The 20525-nt window shown below is 37.2% G+C and carries 7 protein-coding genes; 1 reads left to right on the forward strand and 6 read right to left on the reverse strand.

The features are described 5' to 3' along the window. The 4 genes from QM491_RS24445 to QM491_RS24460 all read right to left on the reverse strand — a co-directional run. The coding region (locus tag QM491_RS24445) for a hypothetical protein (protein WP_283330183.1) at positions 1-1002 on the reverse strand (1002 nt) is incomplete at its 3' end. A 15-nt stretch (positions 1003-1017) separates the two neighbouring features. Continuing rightward, entirely contained in the window at positions 1018-3765 is a 2748-nt protein-coding gene (locus QM491_RS24450; protein WP_283330185.1) for a hypothetical protein, read from the reverse strand. Between the two features lie 21 nt (positions 3766-3786). Then, positions 3787-10269: a beta strand repeat-containing protein gene (locus QM491_RS24455; RefSeq protein WP_283330186.1), complete on the reverse strand. Its 6483-nt coding sequence runs from the start codon at positions 10267-10269 to the stop codon at positions 3787-3789. 1876 nt (positions 10270-12145) lie between these two features. Then, complete coding sequence (locus tag QM491_RS24460; protein ID WP_283330187.1) at positions 12146-13948, reverse strand: WD40 repeat domain-containing protein; 1803 nt, start codon at positions 13946-13948, stop codon at positions 12146-12148. Between the two features lie 588 nt (positions 13949-14536). Here QM491_RS24460 and QM491_RS24465 point away from each other — a divergent pair. Next, on the forward strand, positions 14537-15325 hold the full coding sequence (locus QM491_RS24465; RefSeq protein ID WP_283330188.1) for a Fic family protein: 789 nt from the start codon (positions 14537-14539) through the stop codon (positions 15323-15325). Between the two features lie 226 nt (positions 15326-15551). Here the strand turns inward: QM491_RS24465 and QM491_RS24470 are convergent, their stop codons facing one another. Further along, positions 15552-18809: a T9SS type A sorting domain-containing protein gene (locus QM491_RS24470; RefSeq protein WP_283330189.1), complete on the reverse strand. Its 3258-nt coding sequence runs from the start codon at positions 18807-18809 to the stop codon at positions 15552-15554. A gap of 872 nt (positions 18810-19681) precedes the next feature. Continuing rightward, a complete protein-coding gene (locus QM491_RS24475; RefSeq protein ID WP_283330190.1) occupies positions 19682-20443 on the reverse strand; it encodes an SDR family NAD(P)-dependent oxidoreductase in 762 nt (253 codons plus the stop codon). Between the last annotated feature and the right edge of the window lie 82 nt (positions 20444-20525).

A 20525-nucleotide genomic window follows, 5' to 3' on the forward strand; every position in this document is an offset into this window, starting at 1 on the left:
CACTGTTACACTATTGCCCGGCTCACTCGAAGCTGGGGTGTAGCTCATTATTCCAGTTGTTGGTGCAAATGTTACTACTCCACTCGCATCCCCTCCTGTTCTAGTTATCACTGTGCTTAGTACTGGTAAGAAATCATCATTTGATAAAACACTTACTGCACTGGTAACACCAAATGGAGCATTCAATACGTCGTTATTCGCTGTTGCTACTTGTGGGTTTAAATCAGTACTATTTGGATTACCATCTTTATCACAATCCAATGTCAACCAATCAGAGTTTACATTGCCAATTACTTGGTCGGCTTTGTTATAACTACATGGATCGTTGGGATTTGTGTTGTCTGCTGTCGTCAATGGATCGTTATCAGTTCCTGTAGCTTCTTTGTAGTTAGTGACACCATCGCCATCGCAATCTGCATTACGCCATGTAGTACTTGTGTTAGCTAGTACCTGTGCCGAACTCCACACACATGGATTCGTTGGTTGAGTATCAGTTACATCAGGATCACCGTCACCATCTGTATCTCCAGTAATTACAGTAATCGAAGTCGTACTGTTGTCATTACCTGGCAAGTTATTTATGGTTTGGGCTCCATTAAATCCTAGGGTTCCTGTTACAGTTAGCGGTCCACCTATATTTACCCCTGTATAACCTAATATAATTTGGCTACATTCTCCAGGTATAATAGCAACAGTATTTTCTAAACGAATTGTTTGACCATCATTTGATAGAACTGTCCAACCATTGGTATTAATAGCTACTACAGAGGTTCCTATTAGCGTACTTGGAAAACTAATTAAGGGACGGAGTTTTCCTACGGCAGCACTACGACTACCGCCATCATTATTACAAATATCCACTGTCACACGACCCAAGGTTGAACCTTGAGTCAGTGTGGATGGTTGGCTTATAATATTAATGCTTACATCTTGAGCCTGTATCTCTACACTAACTAGTGTCAAGCAGACCAGAAGAATTACTATTTTTCGCAAAATGTTCATAATGCTTGCTTTTAATTAGTTAGCTGTGATTTTGGTTTCAACAGTATTATTATTTACTTTTTCTTCACCAGCTGAACCGTAGATAATAGTTACTGTAATATTTTGGCTTGTATTACTAGGTACATCTGTTTTACGTGTAGCTGTAAAACCAATAGTTTTCTTACCATTTTGTGGAATTACTACACCAGGTTTAGCTGTCACTGTAATAAAGTTAGCGTTCTCAGTAAAGGTCCAATCGCTATTACTATTGGCAGTACCTCCAACAAAGACATCTGAATTACCTGAAGTAGATGAATACGTAATGGTAAAGCCTGAAATTTTTGCCACTCTAAGCACAATTGTACTTCCGCTCACGTTTGGCTTATTATTAATTTCGAACACATTTACCACAAAGTCTCTAGAAGTACCTGCTGTTGAGAATTCCAAGCTATTGATTTCAGTAGTTGGTGTTAAGTCTGGCAATAAGGCATCTTTCCATACATTTGGCAATCCATCTACTGGAGTCAAAATACCATCTCCATCTGGATCACAATTAGTTGAGCAGTCTACGATACCATTGTTATCTATATCTAAGCTTGGGTTCAAGCCTCCTTCGATTAGGTCATAAAAACCATCATTATCACTATCTAAATCATAAGGATTAGGTTTACTATCACCATCTACATCTAAGAGAGTTAATAATAATCCAGTACCTGCAGTAGTTGGGATACCTAGCACTGAAATTATACCATCAGCCATACCATCGCCATCTAAGTCTATACCGTTGGCTTCATCTACATCATTGATACCATCGTTATCACTATCTAAATCCAAACGGTTTGGAATACCATCACCATCGGTATCAGCACTTAGTTGTGCACTTTCAACTGTATCCAAAATACCATCATTATCATCGTCCAAATCATCGGTATCTGGTACACCATCCGCATCAGTATCTACTGGAACCGTGATATTTACAATAGCATTAGCACATACATTTGGCACTGTTGCAATGTTACATACTTGGTAAGTTACAGTAACGGTTGTACCTCGTTCTGCAAACGTTGGAGTATAACTCAAAATACCTGTAGCTGGTGCAAAAACGGCTGTTCCTGCGGCTGTTCCTCCTGTTCTTGTAACAGTGGTTGTCACACCTACGAGGAAATCATCGTTTAACAAAACATTTACAGTACCTAATGAACCATATATGGCAACTAACGAATCGTCCAAAGCAGTTGCTACTTGAGGATGAAGATCCGTTCCGTTTAGATTACCATCTTTATCACAATCTTGTAATTTCCATTCTGGACTTGTACTACCCAATACTTGATCTACAGCGTTATAGCTACAACCATCCAATGGATTAGTATTATCCCCTGTAGTAGTAGCGTTATTATCAGTACCAGTAGCTTCTTTGTAGTTAGTTACACCGTCACCATCACAGTCAGAATTACGCCAAGTTGTACTGGTATTTGCTAAGACTTGATTTGAAGGATTATAATCACAACCATTTGCATAATCTGTACCATCTGAGATTTCTTGAGCATTAGTAACACCATCGCCATCAATATCAGGATTAGCCTCACGGTAATCAGGAATACCATTTGTATTGCTATCTGGCAGAGTAGGATTATTGGCATCTCCATAAGATGCACTTCCATCAACTGGTGTCACAATACCATCACCATCAAGGTCTGTGATAAGATCAACTCTTCCATCTCTATTCAAATCAAGAGTTGCAGCGCTGGCAATACCACTTTCTAATAAATCACTTAATCCGTCCTCATCGCTATCAGTATCTAAATAATCAGGAAGTCCAGTTCCATCTGTATTAATTGGAGTTGGGTCACTGCTATCTCCTCTAGAGCTACTACCATCAGCAGCACCTACAATACCATCACCATCAGGGTCAGTTCCATCTACAATACCATCACCGTTGGCATCTATTAGGGCTGGATTACCACTTTCGATAATATCATTAATACCATCATTGTCACTATCCAAATCATAAGGATTGGTACGAGTATCTAAATCACTATCTGGAGGGACTGTTCCTGTTATTTGATTAGCACTTGTAGGAATACCTGTAAGTCCAACAGTTCCATCAGCAATACCATCATTGTCTGCATCTACCCCTCCTGCTTCGATTACATCGTTGATACCATCATTATCACTATCTAAATCGAGGCTATTAGGCACACCATCACCATCTAAATCTGCCGAAAATTGAGCATCTTCAAATACGTCTAGAATACCATCATTGTCATCGTCTAAGTCAATTGTATCGGCAATAGTGTCGCCGTCTGTATCCAAAAACACAGTGATAGAGGTGGTACTGATATCGTTTCCAGGTAAGTTACCAAAAGTTGGTAATCCATTAAATTGTAAAGTACCAAGTACAGGAAGTGGTCCTCCAACAGAAACACCTGTATATCCTAGTACTATTTGGCTACATTCTCCTGGGGCAATAGCAGTCGAATTTTGTAAACGAATCGTTTGACCATCGTTAGAAATTACTGACCATCCTGTAGTAGTTACTGTAACTACAGAACTTCCTGTAATCAAATTAGGGAAGCTAATTACTGGTTGTAATTTTCCGATAGCTGCACTGCGACTACCTCCATCGTTATTACAAATATCTACGGTAACACGCCCCAACATTGAACCTTTCGAAACTGCAGCAGGCTGGTTAAGGATATTTATACTAACATCCTGCGCATTCACTTTATACAATCCTATAGTTATAAGAGCTGTAATGAGCATTAGTTGTTTAATATGTCTCATGATTTCTAGTTTAGTTTAGTGTTAGTTAGCTGTGATTTTAGTTTCAACAGTATTGTTATTTACTTTTTCTTCACCAGCTGAACCGTAGATAATAGTTACTGTAATATTTTGACTTGTATTACTTGGAACTCCTGCCTTACGTGTAGCTGTAAAACCAATTGTTTTCTTACCATTCTGTGGAATTGTTACCCCAGGCTTCGCCGTCACCGTAATAAAGTTGGTATTCTCTGTAAAAGTCCAATCACTATTACTATTAGCTGTGCCACCAAATACATTTGAGGTACCAGATGTGCTTGAGTAAGTAATCGTGAAGGCAGAAGTTTTTGCTACTCTAAAGCCAATCGTACTTCCACTTACATTTGGTACATTATTGATTTCGAATACATTTACCACAAAGTCTTTAGAAGCACCTGCTGCTAAGAATTCCAAACTGTTAATCTCTGTAGTTGGTGTTAGGTCTGGTAAAAGAGCATCTTTCCAAACATTTGGTAATCCATCTACTGGAGTCAAAATACCGTCTCCATCTGGATCACAGTTCGTAGTACAATCTACTATACCATCACCATTCGCATCCAAATTAGGATTCAAACCTCCTTCTTCTAAATCACTCACACCATCATTATTGCTATCTAAATCATAAGGATTAGGCTTACTGTCGTTGTCTGTATCAGGTGGTGTAAGACCCAAGCCAGCAGTAGAAGGAATTCCTGTTGGGGATACTAAGCCGTCGGCCATACCATCTCCATTATCATCTATACCATTAGCTTCGTCTACATCGTTGATACCATCATTATCACTATCTAAATCCAAACGGTTTAGAATACCATCCCCATCGGTATCTGCACTTAGTTGAGCGTTTTCAACTGTATCCAAAATACCATCGTTGTCATCGTCCAAATCATCTGCATCTGGTACACCATCTGCATCTGTATCGACTGGTACCGTAATAGTCACAGTAGCACTTGCACATACATTTGGTGTAACCGTAGTGTTACATACTTGATAGATAACTGTTACTGTTGTACCTCGCTCTGAAAGCAATGGTGTATAAGTAAGTACTCCTATCAATGGGTTAAAACTTACCGACCCATTTGCTGTACCTCCTGTTTTGGTAAGACTTACTGCAACACTAGGTAAGAAGTCATCATTTGCTAAAATGTTGAACCCTGTAGCACTACCATATCTAGCTGAGTAGGCATCATTTACTGCTGTTGGAGTTTGTGGATTTGAATCGGTACCATTAGGATTCCCATCTTTATCACAATCCAATTGTTTCCATTCTGGACTTGTACTACCCAATACCTGATCTACTGCATTATAGCTACATCCATCTAATGGATTTGTGTTATCGGCTGTTGTAGAAGGGTTATTATCAGTACCCGTAACTTCCTTATAGTTAGTTACACCATCTCCGTCGCAGTCCGTGTTTCTCCAAGCTAATGTTGTATTGGCCAATACTTGATTCGGTCCCCAAACACAACCATTGACCGCATCTGGGTCAGTATTGTCAGGATCACCATCACCATCCAAGTCACCCGCTGTAGGTACGCTAATCGTAACTGTGGCAGAAGCACACACATTAGGTGTTACCGTTGTATTACACACTTGGTAAATAATCGTTACATTCGAACCAGGCTCAGTCGGTGCTGGCGTATAGGTCAGCGCACCTGTAATATTGTTTAATGTAAATGTACCCACAGCAGAACCTCCAATTCTAGTAAGAGAAGTATTGCTTCCTACTAAGAAATCATCATTTGAAAGTATATTTACAGCACTTGATACACCAAATGGAGCTATCAACATATCAGCTTTGGCAGTTGGAGTTTGTGGATTTGAATCGGTACTGTTAGGGTTACCATCCTTGTCACAATCTGCATTTCTCCATTCTGTACTTGTATTTGCATATACTTGATCAGCTACATTATAGCTACAAAAATCTAGTGGATCAGTGTTGTCGGCTGTAGTAGCAGGGTTTCTATCCAAACCATTGATTTCGTCTTTGTTGGTTACACCATCTCTATCGCAATCGCCTGTGCTTGTTGCTACTAGTGTCACTTGACTCAAATTCAAACTACAAGCACTCTTAGGGTCTGTGTTATCGGCTGTTGTTGCAGCGTTTCCATCTAAACCTACAGCTTCATCATAGTTTTTAACACCATCACCATCACAGTCAGCGTTACGCCAATCTGTAGTTGTATTCGCCAAAACTTGGTTTGCACTCCAAACACATGGGTCGTTTGGTGCTAAGTCAGTATTATCAAAATCACCATCACCATCGCTATCACAAAGATTAACTGTTACTGTAACCGCCCCAGATGCAGGACTATAACAACCAGCAGTTGCATCATAATAGAAAGCATAATAAGTGCCTGCTCCCGCAGCTCCTGGTGTGCTAAACGCTGTACCTGTATGAGTGTTATTAGTAAACCAAACCAAGGTAGAGCCTACAGGAGTAGTGCTCGTGACTGCACTATTCAAGTTAGCCGTGGTTGCTGGACAAATATTAGAAATTGCTGTTGTGGAGCCTCCTCCTGTGAGAATTGGAGCAGTAAAACCTGCTGTTGTGGCAGTACGTAAAACGACCCCATAAACACGGGTAGTACCTACGTTTACACCTACTAGGTTGGAGATTGAGATACGAACTTCATTAAATGGTTTGGTAGTTTTGAATCCTATCACCTGACGAGTAGAACTCAACAATGTAAGTGAAATCAAACCTCCTGCATTACTTTCTTGAGCAACGCCATTCAAATAGGTTGTGATAGAAGCATTATTAAATAAGCTAGCTCCTAATAAAGAACTGTTTTCAACATCGTAACCAGCAAAAGTTCCAGCAGGATAAGTTGAAACTGCATCTTTTACTGAAATAGACCCACTACTAAGTATACCAGCTGTCAAAATAATATCAGCATAGTTTGAAGTACTAGCATCTAATACGTTTGCTGTATTATTGACTGCACAAGCCACACATGCGGCACCACTGATACCTGTCAAGCTACCATTAAGTACTGCTGGATAAGTAGGTGATACAATGTAGGTATCACCACAAGCTAAAGCAGGTCCTGCACATAACTTTTGCACCACAAGATTATAAACATTGGTAGTACTAATAATTCCCAATAAGTTAGTAATCTGGAATTGTACCTCATCAAAGTCCTTTGTAGTTACAAAACCGACTAATTGATTTCCTGAACCTGTCAATAAAGTAGAGTTTACAGAAAGTAAAGTATTAGTAGTTGTGGTTTCTTGTAAAACTCCCGCCTTGTAAGTTTTAATAGTAATACCCGAAAGTAAGTTGGCATTAATCAAGCTCGTATTTGAAATATTGAAGCCCGCAAATGATCCAGCAGTATAGGTCGTCAGTACATCTTTTACCGAAATAGAAGAGGTACTACCAAGTGCTGCTGCCATTGTGATAGTAGCAAAATCTGAAGTACTTGAAGTAATTAAGTTTTCAGAGTTATTAATCGAACATCCTACACATGCTAATCCAGAAATACCTGTATTAGCATCATTAATAACAACAGGATAAGTTGTATTAGAAAGGATAGTCTGCGTATTACAAGCCAATGCTGTTGGAGCACAGAATTTTTCAATTACTGGATAATAAACCTGTCCTGAGAATAAAGCTCCAACCAATGTTGTATATTTAATACGAACCTCGTCAAATGCGGCCGTTGTTACAAAACCTACCGTTGCTAAGCCTGAACCGTCTAGCAAACTAGATTCGATACCAATTAAGCTAGTTACAACGTCTTTGCCTTCTACAAAAGCTCCATTATTATAAGTTTCGATTCTTACACCTGATGCAATACTACCACTAATCAAATTGGCTGAGCCGATTTTGAAACCTGCATAATAACCTGCTGGATACGTATCAGCGGCGTCATTATCTTTTACAGCAATAGTGATATTACATCCCAAGCCTGTTAAGCTAAAGCTTACGTTGTTTGTCAAGTCAGTATCTACTAGGTTGGAGTTATTACCTGAAATAATTGGTAAACAAATACCTCCAGTTGCTCTAGTCGCCGATAAATTTGTGTAAAGCGAGTTGGTCCAAGGAGATTTTGTATTACAAGGACCTCCCGTAGCACCTGTTCCAGAACAAGACGAAATAAATACGTCTACTGAATTTGATGCAACACTATAACAACCTGTAGTAGCATTATAATAGAAAGCATAATAAGTGCCATTAGTAGCAGCAGTCGGCGTTGTGTAAGCTGTACCTGTATGAGCATTATTCGTAAACCATACTAATGTAGTACCTGACGGAGCAGTACTTGTTACCGCACTATTCAAATTCACCGTTGTTGCTGGACAAACATTTAATAAACTTGTAGAGCTTAGTACTGGAACTGCCAAAGCAGGGTCACATGGATCTAAAGGATTTGTTCCGTTTGTTTTTTCTGTCGAGTTGCTTATTCCATCACCATCACAGTCAGAAGTATTCCAACTTGAAGAAGGAGTTCTTGTTTGGCTAGCCAACACAAATGAACAAGCATCCATTGGATCTGTACCATCAATACCCTCCTGACCATCTGTTACGCCATCACCATCAGCATCATCAGAAGATACAGGAATAGAAATAGAACATGTACCTGATGCATTAGGAGAAGTAATTGTCAAGGTTCTTGTACCTGCAGTACCACTACCATCATACGTAATAGGAATATCAACAAACGTTGCCCCTTGTGCTATCGTTGTCGTGAAAGGCGATGGCGTTGCAACAATACCCGCACCAGCGATCGTTACAGTCAATGAAGTTTGTCCGTTAACTGCATTATTGATAGGAACACGTAAAGTAGAAGTTTGCCCTGTTGTTCCATTAGAATATAAAGGCGTACCTACTAATCCTGCTGATGGAGACGAACAGTTAAATGAGAAAGTAGCAGGCACATTGGTTACTGTAGCACAAGAGCCTAAGTCACCTAGGTTTACACCACTAACTAAACCAACATAAGTTGATACACCCGTTGAAGCGTTAATTTTCCATAAGTCAGTATTACTCCCATTGATACGAGAATAATAAAAGGAATCCCCAAGATACGCCAAACCGTTACCTACCGCACCATTACCCATAGTTGGAAATGCACCTGTTGCTGTAACTACTTTTGTAGCAGTCAAAGCTGTTGGGTTGATACGATACAAGTGAGCAGCACTACTTTCCATCAAAATACAATAAAGGTTACCGCTGGCATCCACTGCAATATCATTAAGAGTGGTACCATTAGTCCATGTTGCATCTCCTGTAATAGTACCTACTGGAGTACCATCGCCTGTACCTGTCCATTTAGTTAAAGCCTTCAATGCTATACCATACACAATCCCAGACGCAGGATCTGTACCCAAACCAATTGGAGAAGCAATTACGTTACCTGTAGAGTTCAACGTTGCCGTTGTGGACTGCGCAGAAGCAGTATAAATAGTACCACTGGCGTTGTTAACAGACGTTACAAATCTATTTTGATTCAAATTGCCTGGAATAGGGCCAAAAGCCATATTACCTTGGTTTGTCTGATTACCTTGTGCCACCAATGTAGTAGCCAATGTCGACAAATCAATTCTATAGATTGAATGAGTGGTTGCCACTACCCCAAAAAGTTCATTACAGCTTGGAGCCGTAATAGGAGTATAGGATTGACAAGACGCTAAGTCTAAATTAATATTTGGAGCAGACCCCAAAAACGAAGCGAGCTGAACATTTGTCTTTACTGTACCTTGACCTGTATTAGGATTAATCTCATAGATTCTCGCATTAACATAAGTTGTCAATAAAACAGCACTTGTTACAATTTCTGTAGCATAAATCATCCCGTTGTAAAAAGCAATACCCTGAAAGTTGGCAGGAATACTACCACTTAACTGAATTACCTGAGAAGCAACCTTGGTAGACAAATTGATCGAATATAAATAACTAGCAGTACCATTTTTGACTGGCACATACATTTTACCAGCATTATCAAAAAACGCATCATTTGAAATAGTACCTCCAGTCCAAGTGGCATCTCCTGTAACTACCCCCAAATCAGCCGAAGGAGAAGGATACACTTTTACCAAATGTCTATCTGATGTCATTCCATAAACGTAGCCAGCATTTGCCCCCGTAGTAAGAGGATTGGTTGTTAACCCTCCCAAAGCAAGCGGGAGTGTTATTCCTGTACTAGCATTGTTCTTGTAAACCGTAGAACTAATAGGTGTTTCTGAGGAAACAAATACTGTAGAACTAAGACTCGAAGCATCAGGACCAACGGCCAAGTTACTCTTTCCTGCCGTCATGGTCGTGACTAGTGTCTTAGACCCATCAAGAGCTGAAATAGAATAAACCTTTCCGTCGTAGCTGTTGAGTAGGAACAAATCTGTACAGTTTTGTCCTAGAACAGGCGAAACAAGGAATACCAATGCAAACTGAAAGCCTAATAAGATCCATATCCTATTGGTAAGGATATTTCCCAAATAGCTAAGGTATTCAGTGAATACATTCGATGCTCCAAACAATTTCCGCATGGCGTGGGAAAATGTAATTGTTGAATTCATCTAATTACTTAGGGGTTAAATTGAATAAAAGGGTTCAATATGATTGTTCCTTTGACAAAAGGAAACAATATTTTAGTCCACACCATACGAGGTGCTGACAACTAGAATACAGAAATAAAGGCTGTTCAATCTTTGAGAAGAAGATGGAATTGAGTAGCGTAGCTAAATATATATAGCGTCAAGAAATACTTATTCTTGAGAAGATGCTTGAATGGCAGAAGTAATGTTTTTATCATGGCGGATAATATTAAATTTTCAAATTAACTACTAAGATGGCTGACCTTAATCATTATTAGCTGGCGTAATTAAATTAGTACGTTCAATATAGCCAAAGGTCACCATGATACGCAAGACATGGATGACACCACTAAATATGATGAAGCTCAGAGATAAAATTTTGGATAATCACAATCGAATAGGTCGAAAAATCTGCCAGAAGAATCTTTGTTATGTAAAGCGGGGACTACCTATGGCGAAACATTTACCCATGCACGTACCAAACAAATAAAACTTTTATAAAAATATTATAGATTAATACTAAGGCGAATTGCTTAATCTTATTTAAGCAAAAAGGATACCAAAAAAGTATTTTCTACTAAACGACTCAAAAAAAAATAAAGAAATACTTAAAAATAAATTTTGATTAAGTAGTGGGAAGGAAATCGGACTTAGGTGAAATTTAGAAACTAAACTTGGAGAGTACTGGAATGAATATTTTCGTTAAAAACTAAAATTTACTACTTTGACATTAAAGACTGATAAAAATATTTTTCAGCTAACATCATCATTATATCAACAAGATACAATTTTTCCTTTTTATAATTATTCTTAGTAAAATAAAGCAACCTGATAACGCAGTTTTTTTGAGGATATCCTATTTTGTACATATAATAAACATAAGCCACCTTCGATACTGTAACAATTACCCTAGGAATCCAATTTAATAATTTCAAGTACCTAAGATTTTGGACTTATATTACATATACGATGCATCAACCAATTATTTGTAGCAAAACAAAATATCTAGCTTCTGTTTGTCGCTAATATTTACGTAATGAATTCAATTTTGGATTTATAAAAAATAATTTTTCAAAACGATTAGAAGGCTCTTGAAGATTAGTAGAAAACCATACGATTGAGGTTAGATATTTGTGTCATGAGAGGAGAGTTCAATTATTAACTTCACCACATTAGAATATTCAAGCTTGATGTTTTTACAAAGGAAGAATTGAAATTGATAAAGCTCCGTCATCGTTGAATATTACCTCGCATCTACGCTCGATGTTTCTAGGGAGTATTACTTGGTTCACGAGTTTGGTCGTTCCACAAAAATTATCTATTGAATTTGGCAGTTTGTTCAATTGTTGAAGTGAAAAATTTAGACCTACATTAAATGGTTCTAAATTTAGTTCGTTAGTAGACCTTTTAAAATAGTCTTTAATGGCTGGATGTACGTACATGAAAGTTATTGCTTAGGGCAATACTATCTCCATTCATTTTTCTATTTGGTTGTATTTTACTTATTGCCTTTACATTTTTCCTGATACTACTAAATTCCAGTTGATATACCAAGTCGAGCGTGACGCTCTTTTTTACTTTTAGGTCGTAGGAACGCTTCGCTTATCCAACGATCAGTCGAAGCTAATTTTGCTCCACAGCCAGCTTATAAATAACTTTGGATAGGGAACACTACGACATAGTAAAATACTACGGCAAGCTGGGGAGTCCTATCAGAAATTTGGTGATGTTGAAATTACCTGTACTATAAAGTAGTTATTTAATCAGCCCAATAAAACAAAATTTTCAAGTACCTTTTAGTGTATAGAGATAAAAACAAAACTTGTCTCTAATTATTTGTAACATTTACTTTAGGGGTTATATTACCTTCCGAAAGAGGCAGGTCTATCCAATAGGTATTGGTACCAACTTTAGCAAAATGACCATCTGGGGAAAAGGAAACAAATAGTATATTCATATTTAAATGCCATCTTTTTAATTCCTTACCTGTTTTTGTATCCAATAGTATAAGGGTATTATCTATTCCGCCCATTAAAACTTGCTTACTATCAGGGCTAAAATTCAAGGTATAGACATAACAATTTGGCTTTGTGAAAGTCCATACTTCTTTGCCTGTTTGAATATCCCAGAGTTTATGAGATGAATAACTACCACTCATCATGTATTTCCCGTCAGGACTTAAAGCAACGGAGGAAACAGCATAAATATGTCCGCTGAAGGTTCTTACCTCTTTACCTGTTTGAATATCCCAAAGTTTAATGATATGATCACTATCTCCACTTACCAAGTGCTTTCCATCAAGGCTAAAAGCCACGCTATTAACAGTATTATTATGTCCCCTGAAGGTGCTTAGTTCTTTGCCTGTCTCTGCATCCAATAGTGTAAGCGTGTACCCAAAATTACCACTACTTAATATTTTGCTACCATCAGGACTAAAAGCAAGGCAGAGAACATCTTTTGCAAAAAAACGACTTCTTTTCCTTAATGTTCTTAGCTCTTTGCCTGTTTGTACGTCCCAGATTTTAAGGGCATTATCACCAATACTTCCACCCAAAATCTGCTTTCCATCAGGACTAAAAGCGATGGGGGTAGAAAAATAGCCGTTTAGAGGTAATGACCATAACTCTTTACCTGTTTGGGCATCCCAGAGTTTAGATAAATAGTCATTCCCTGCACTCATTACATATTTTCCGTCGGGGCTAAAGTTCATAGAGTAGCTAGTAGAACGATGTCCTGTCAAAACTCTTGCCTCTTGACCTGTTTGCACATCCCAGAGTTTAAGGGTTTTATCATTACTACCACTAATTACCTGCTTACCATCAGGGCTAAAAGCAATGGAATTGACAGTATTAATATGCCCTGTAAAGGCTCTTATCTCTTTACCCGTTTGTACATCCCAGAGTTTAAGTATATTATCACTACAACTTATTATCTGTTTACCATCTGGACTAAAAGCAATAGAATTGACAGCATTAATATGCCCTATAAAGGCTCTTATCTCTTTACCCGTTTGTACATCCCAAAGTTTAAGGGTATTATCATCACTCCCACTTAGTATCTGCTTACCATCTGGACTAAAAGCAATGGAATTCACCCCTTTACTATGTCCTGAAATAGTTTTTAACTCTTTACCTGTTTTTATATCCCAGATTTTTAGTGTATTATCACCACTCCCACTTATTACATGTTTGCCAAGAGGGCTAAAACTTACACATTTGACCAAGCCACTATGCCCCTTCAAGGTTCTTAATACTATACCTGTTTGTGCGTCCCAAATTTTAAGGGTTTTATCATCACTTCCACTTAGGATCTGCTTACCATCTGGACTAAAAGCAATGGAATTCACCTCAGCATGATGCCCCTTTAAGATTTTTAATTTTGTACCTGTTTTTACATCCCATATTGTTACATCGAAGGTATGAAGGTTTAAATTCCACCCTGCTGTTATTATCTGCTTGCCGTTCGGGCTAAAGCAAATTGTACGAAAACTTGAATCCTGCTCCCAGAAAACCTTTAGCTCTTTGCCTGCTTGTACATCCCAAAGTTTAAAAATATTTATATAGCAACTACTTAGTGCTAACTTCCCATCAGGACTAAAAGCAACGCTACCTACAGGCAAATCATGTAACATTTGACTGGTGAATCTTTTTGCTCCTACTGGATCTTGAGCATGACTAATGAAATGACAATAGATACAAATATATAGAATGCCTAGGTATGCAAACTTTTTGATTAAAATAGATGAATTCATTTGATGATAATAAAAGGGATAATTTGTTTGTTTTGATAAAGTTAAAATGATTCGTTTAGAATATTGCATTATCCGAATTATTTTACATTTTACAAATGTGGGGAAGCTTACAACCCTAGCTTCGCACTAAACACACTCTCCAATATTACTATAAAAGTATTCCTTTCGTAAAAAATGATGAGAGCTTTGTACGGAGTCCTCCCCTATTCATGTGGCTATTAAATGTAGCTCTGCTTTCATAATTAAGTATAGCCCAAATTTCTTTTCTCGTAAAACAAGGATATTATAATACCCATTGATAACGAAAAGCACTTCTTGAATATGCTTTTGTTATTTCTCTAGCAGCGATTTTTTATTATCTTTTTATTAGTTGGCACTAAGAAAGCGGAAACTAGTGATTCGATTATCTTCCAAGTCATCAAATCAATAACTTTTCTCTTTAAATGCAACAATAAGCATATTTGTAACATGGGGAAAAACCTAAAAATAATATCATCTGAGTACTTAGAGGCATATTCTTCTCAGTCTAACTTGGACTGGTTGAGTATTTCTGATAAGCTAAATTCAAAGGCTAATTTGACAACTGGAGACTTTGAACATTATATTATTGCATCCTCTCTCTATTCTTCGAAAATAGAAGGAAATACCCTTGATGCTAATAGTTTCTTTAGAAATAGAGATAGTAAAGTTTCTCCGAATAAAAAGGAAGTTCAAGAAATTGAGAATTTAGTAAAAGCCTATAAATTCTGCTCTGAGAACATACTCAATAAGGCTAACTTTTTGAAAGCTCATGAGATTCTTTCAAAGACGTTACTTACAGCAAATATGAGGGGTAAAATCAGGAAAGAGCAAGTTGGCATTAGAGATTCAGCAACCTTAAGACCTGTATATTGGGCTGTAGAGCCCCAATTTGTTAATCAGGAAATGACCAAGTTATTTTCAGACATCACAGAGCTTCTAAAGAAAAACCTAACTCATAAAGAAATTTTCTATTATGCCTCTATGATTCACCTTTGGGTGGCATTAATTCACCCTTTTATGGACGGTAACGGTAGGTCTGCAAGGTTATTAGAAAAGTGGTTTTTAGTTTCAAAACTAGGTATGTCCGCATGGTCTATCAACTCTGAGAAGTATTACTTCGACAACCGTCCTGAATACTATAAAGCTATTGCATTAGGATTCAACTATTATGCGCTTCACTGGGAAAGATGCGTACCATTTTTATTAATGCTACCTGAGTCCCTTAAGAGTATATAATGATAAAGCCTGCTACTAATAACAATGGTAGCAGGCTTTATTATTACTTCTGTTCACATTCGGAAAGCAAGTCTGTTCCTTTCATTATCATTGAAACCTCATTAGCTTTCACCAGAGAGTAAACAACACAGCAAATAATTTGTCATTTGAAAACTCAAAATTAACACTGGGTGACTATACTTAGTTTTTGATATTGGTTACCGCTTAAATTAACTTTTTAAAAAAGCTATCTTACAATGGTTACTTTATGGTATTCTATTTTACCATCATTCAAGTCCACTGAAAGCAAATAATTACCTGAAGGAAGGTCTTTAATACTGATACCTTCTGCTGAAATAGCATTAGATTCTATTACAGTGATACCACTCATATTTTGCAATTTCACATGGTTAACTTTACTCAAAATACTGGTTGCAATATACAATATATCCGAAGCTGGATTAGGATAAACGATAGATACCATATTTCTTTCTGTAGTAACTTTATTAAGTAAGATAGTACTATTATAATCTTTTGATGAAGAAGATACATAGTTATTACCTGCACTTAAACTAGAAGTATTGAAAGACGAGTTCGCTTGATAATTTTGGTTGTTATTATCTACTGATTGCCCTGGAATAACGAAAATAGGAGTTTCTGTCACTGCTATATGAAAATTATGAGTGTTATCTGTAACACTTAGACTATCCATTTTTTCACTTCCTGCTTTTGGAGAATAAATTTTAATATCGTTGACATTATTCAATGATAAAGTGTAATTCCCTGTTCTTCCTATCTCATCTGGAATCATTAAAGCATAAGCAGATTTCCCGTTTAGCTCATATCTATCCACCAAAGGATCTTGTGAAATGGTTTCTTTGTAAACGTAATCCCCTACTAGATTTTTTGTTTGGTACAAATAATCAGCAATCGGGCGACGCTGTCTTAGTGAGTCTATTAAGCCTGAAGATGCAAACTGAGTGGCATTACTAAGGTCTGAATCATACAACATATAGAAGAAGCTTCTTTCTAACCCTAAGCGATTATACATCAATGCCGAACGAAGTCCCCAATCTGCTTGAGTAATAAGAGCAGATTTATTACCAATTGGAATAGCTTTTAGTGGACTGCTTTGATTCAAATCAAAGCCTAATTCTGTAATCCACACTGGCATATCGTAGGCTTCATCATGTGCGAGTTGAACAAACTTCTTTGCAGTATTTAATGCCGAAGAAACTTCTGGAGCAGCAGCTCTTGTCGAAGAACCACTTTGAGACGAGTTAGCATTGTCTGAATATAAGTGATAATTAATTACATCCCAACATAAATTGACTTTCCCATCTGGCTTATAACCTCTGAACTCTTTGCACCAGTCAATCATTCCTCTTACATAGTCTGGGTCAGCAGAAGCTAAACCTGCCATTACTACTTTGATGTTGGGGTCTGCATTTTTAACACCGATACCAGCTCCCATAGTATTTTTATGTCCATCATAAAATGCTGATAAGTTAGCTGCATATTCACGGGCTGTTTGATAACCTTTACGTCCTTTCCACCATTTATCTCTTTCATTACCACATTCAATGTATTTGATAACATTAAGCCCTACTTTTAACACATTTGGGCTATCGCTTGTCCAACGTGGTTGATCAAAAACACTAAGCAATGCAGTATCAACGTTAGTATTGCTTCCGTATCTTGCGACATACTGAAACGCTACTTGAGCTTGGTCTCTATAAGCATTAGGATCTGAATACGAATAACCATACCTTGCTGGAACAATTTGTCCATCATGATATGAAGAATCAGGGTAGGTATTAAAAAACCAATAAGGAACCCCTTGCAAACATGGCAAAACCTCTATGCCATCTTGCTTACAACGTTCGTAGATTGCATCATAATTCCATCCTCCATTAAAGCATGGATTATAGGTGTAAACATTTTCATAATGTTCTATTTTCTCCCAGTCCATATACTGACGAAAACCTGTAAACGCTTTAAAAGCCTGCACTTTATTTTCATCAATTAAAGAAGCATCAATAGCTTTTAAGAAATCCCATTCAAAAGAATTGATACCAAAAGCATCTTTCATCTTTATATTTTTCAAAGGTGGGCTCGTTTGAGCAACAGTACTTGCGGTGTAAGTACCATACAATTCCATTTCTCTAGGATATCCCCCATAACAATTGATAAGTAAATATCTAAAGTTAGCAGTAGAAGGATTTGCAAGAACGAAGTTATTAATATCACTCGGATTAGGCCCTACCCATTGGTTATACGTACTTCCTGTGAAAGTAGCAATCAAAACTCGTTCCCATTGGTCAGTAATACCGTATAGCTTAAACGGTTCGTTTGTCATAGTGCCTGAGCCATCATAAAATTTTACACTTTGAATATTAATTACTTCTCCTTCTTTTAAAGGATAATAGCAATCATAATTATCTAAGATTTTACCCCAACCAGTGAAGACCTCATTTTCGGTATTGCCATCAAATAAAGCATCTAGTCCATTCCCTACATGGTTTAATTGGTACCATCTTTTCGGAGCAATTGGGATTTTGGTGCCCACTATTGTAGGACCAGTCGGTGTAGTTGGTGTGTTTGGGTTTGTAGTTGATCCAGTTACAATTGCCTTAGCTACTCCATTAACAGGGTTTCCATAGACATTAACTTTCTGGGGAACATTATTGCCGTATTTACGAACAATAATCGCATCAGCCACAATCGGATTTGCCAAATTCAAGTCAACAAATGAATTATAAGTTGATCCATCAAATAAACCTAAAAATGTTTTTGTAGTATCATTTAGAGCATAAATGGAGGCTGGTCTATCAGTAAAAACGCCTGTATAGTCAAAAAAGGAAAGCTTTGAAATAATGCTTTTAAATTCAAGAGTCAGCTTTATATCTACCCAAACGCTATTGCTACTCGACCATGAACTTTCTACCAATACATCCAAACTATCTGAAAGCCAAGGCGTATAATCTTGTCCTGTGTTGATATTAGGCGTGATTGCAAAGTATCTTAAACGGTTTAAGGGTGAGCTATTAGGTGTTGTCTCCCCAAATATTTGAACTTTCTGAGGGATATCATTACCAAATTTTCTTATGACAATAGCATCAGCGATTACAGGATTGGTTAAGTTCAAATCGACAAAATTATCGTAAGTAAAACCATCAAATAAACCAAGTAATGTCAATGTAGTATCTTTCAAAGCATAAATTTGAGCTGGATGTTCCGTAAAAACACCTGTGTAATCATAAAATGAAAGCTTTGAGATGGTACTTCTATGCTCGAGAGTTAGCCTAACATCAACCCATTTGGCATTATTAGTCCATGCACTTTCGACGAGTGAGTCTAGGTTATCTGTGAGCCAAGAGGAATAATCTTGTCCAGTGTCTTCGCTAGGATTAATAGAGATAATTTTTACACGATTTGTACTTTGTGCATAGCTAGTGTGTAAAGAGAAGAATAAGGCACAACATAGTAATAGAGCTTTTTTCATTTTTTATTAGGTAGGAGTGAAAATATAGGAGAAACTCTATACCAAATATAGCTTTTTTATCATTCATCTCTTTTATTCATCGAAATTAATATAGAAGGTTCTTTACGTAGAATGGCCAGCTTTAGGTTTCTCAATATATTAACATACGTCTTGCCTCAAGCAATGGTTGAGAAAACTCTTTCCATGTATGGGATAACAGATACTTGCCTAACTTATAATGTGTGCACGCACTATCCGCTACACACGTCGATATCTGTCCATTGAACAGAATCACAATGTAACGAAAGGTTCTAAAATTTATAAATATAGTATGAGTCTAAATTAGAAAATAGGAATCATCTTAGTCAGAAAAGAGAGACTAAGGCGCTGAGGATTTTACAGAATTATTAGCTTTCTATTTTTAGTTCGGGTTAAAAGAGTTGTCCATCAATAATAATTCCTTAAATGGTTGGCTACACTTATTTTCTAAATGACGAAGGAATAGCCCTAGTACTCACTCAAAAGCTGTAAGGTGACATAAATTATCTACGATTTAGTAAAGTCATAGACAATATCTTTAATCCATTCATCGCAAGTTATTTCATTAATCCAACTAGAGACGACAAGTTAAGACGTATACTTATCGCAGGCATTAGTTAAATGATTTTATATTAGATTCATAAAGGTGGTAAACTAACAATGAAGAATTATAATTACATACAACTACATGTTTCATTTGGCGGTATGAGTCCAGTTGATAATAGAATGAAAAAGTATGACACCTTTCTTGAGCTTCGTGTAGTAAAAAGGAACGAAGCCCAAGAAGGGTGAAAATATGATCAGGTAGCGCTAATCAAGTAATGTTCTTATTTTATTATAGTAGCAAATTATTATCAATATTTCATTCCCGGACTTATTCCTCCCATAATATTTACAGCAGTTGACCTGCTCAATAATTTGAACGTAAACAGCATCATGCGATTTTTCCAACCTGATACAACTCTGGGCTTATTTCGCTTTTCAAGTGCTCTAACTAAATCATTTGCTACGTCTTCGATATTGGAAAGTACAAACTCAGGATAAGAAGAGGTTTCACCACCTGCATTGCTATGGAAATCAGTTCTTGTTGCTCCGGGATTAAATCCTAAGATAAAGATATTCTTCTTTTTAAATTCAAACCACAAGGATTCTGAGAAGTTAGCTACAAAGCTCTTCGTAGCAGCATATACGGATGCACCTGGAAATGAGGAATGACCTAACATGGAGGCTACATTAACCAATGCATCACCCGATTTTGCTTTTTTCAAAAATGCGTAAGACAATACTACAAGAGTATTCATATTTAACTGCATACTTGATAACTGCTCATCGAGTGGCATTTGGATAAATTGTCCATACATCCCTACGCCCGCATTATTTATGAGTATATCGTAAGAGTGACCCTCTATATGTGTAACTAATTTTTGTACATCTTCTGGTTTTGTCAGATCACATACATGAATCGTATGTCCTATACCCGCAAGACTGTTTTTTGCTTTATTGAGGGCCTCCTCTCGTCTTGCTACAAGGGTAATCTGGTATTTTTTTGCAGCTAAAAGTTTCGCTACTCCTAGTCCAATGCCGCCACTGGCACCGGTAATCAATACTTTTCTCATAATTTGATTTGTTTTTATATTGAGTATGACAAAATACATTTCATTTTGGAGAGCAATGAGAAATAGGGGATAATCTAATCTT

It is taken from the genome of Flectobacillus longus (assembly GCF_030056705.1).
Taxonomy (GTDB): Bacteria; Bacteroidota; Bacteroidia; order Cytophagales; family Spirosomataceae; genus Flectobacillus; species Flectobacillus longus.

Excerpts from the sequence above, each read along its gene's own strand:
- QM491_RS24450 (WP_283330185.1), bottom strand. The coding sequence starts at position 3,765 with ATGAGACATATTAAACAACTAATGCTCATTACAGCTCTTATAACTATA.
- QM491_RS24455 (WP_283330186.1), bottom strand. The coding sequence starts at position 10,269 with ATGCGGAAATTGTTTGGAGCATCGAATGTATTCACTGAATACCTTAGC.
- QM491_RS24460 (WP_283330187.1), bottom strand. The coding sequence starts at position 13,948 with ATGTTACATGATTTGCCTGTAGGTAGCGTTGCTTTTAGTCCTGATGGG.
- QM491_RS24465 (WP_283330188.1), top strand. The coding sequence starts at position 14,537 with ATGGGGAAAAACCTAAAAATAATATCATCTGAGTACTTAGAGGCATAT.
- QM491_RS24470 (WP_283330189.1), bottom strand. The coding sequence starts at position 18,809 with ATGAAAAAAGCTCTATTACTATGTTGTGCCTTATTCTTCTCTTTACAC.
- QM491_RS24475 (WP_283330190.1), bottom strand. The coding sequence starts at position 20,443 with ATGAGAAAAGTATTGATTACCGGTGCCAGTGGCGGCATTGGACTAGGA.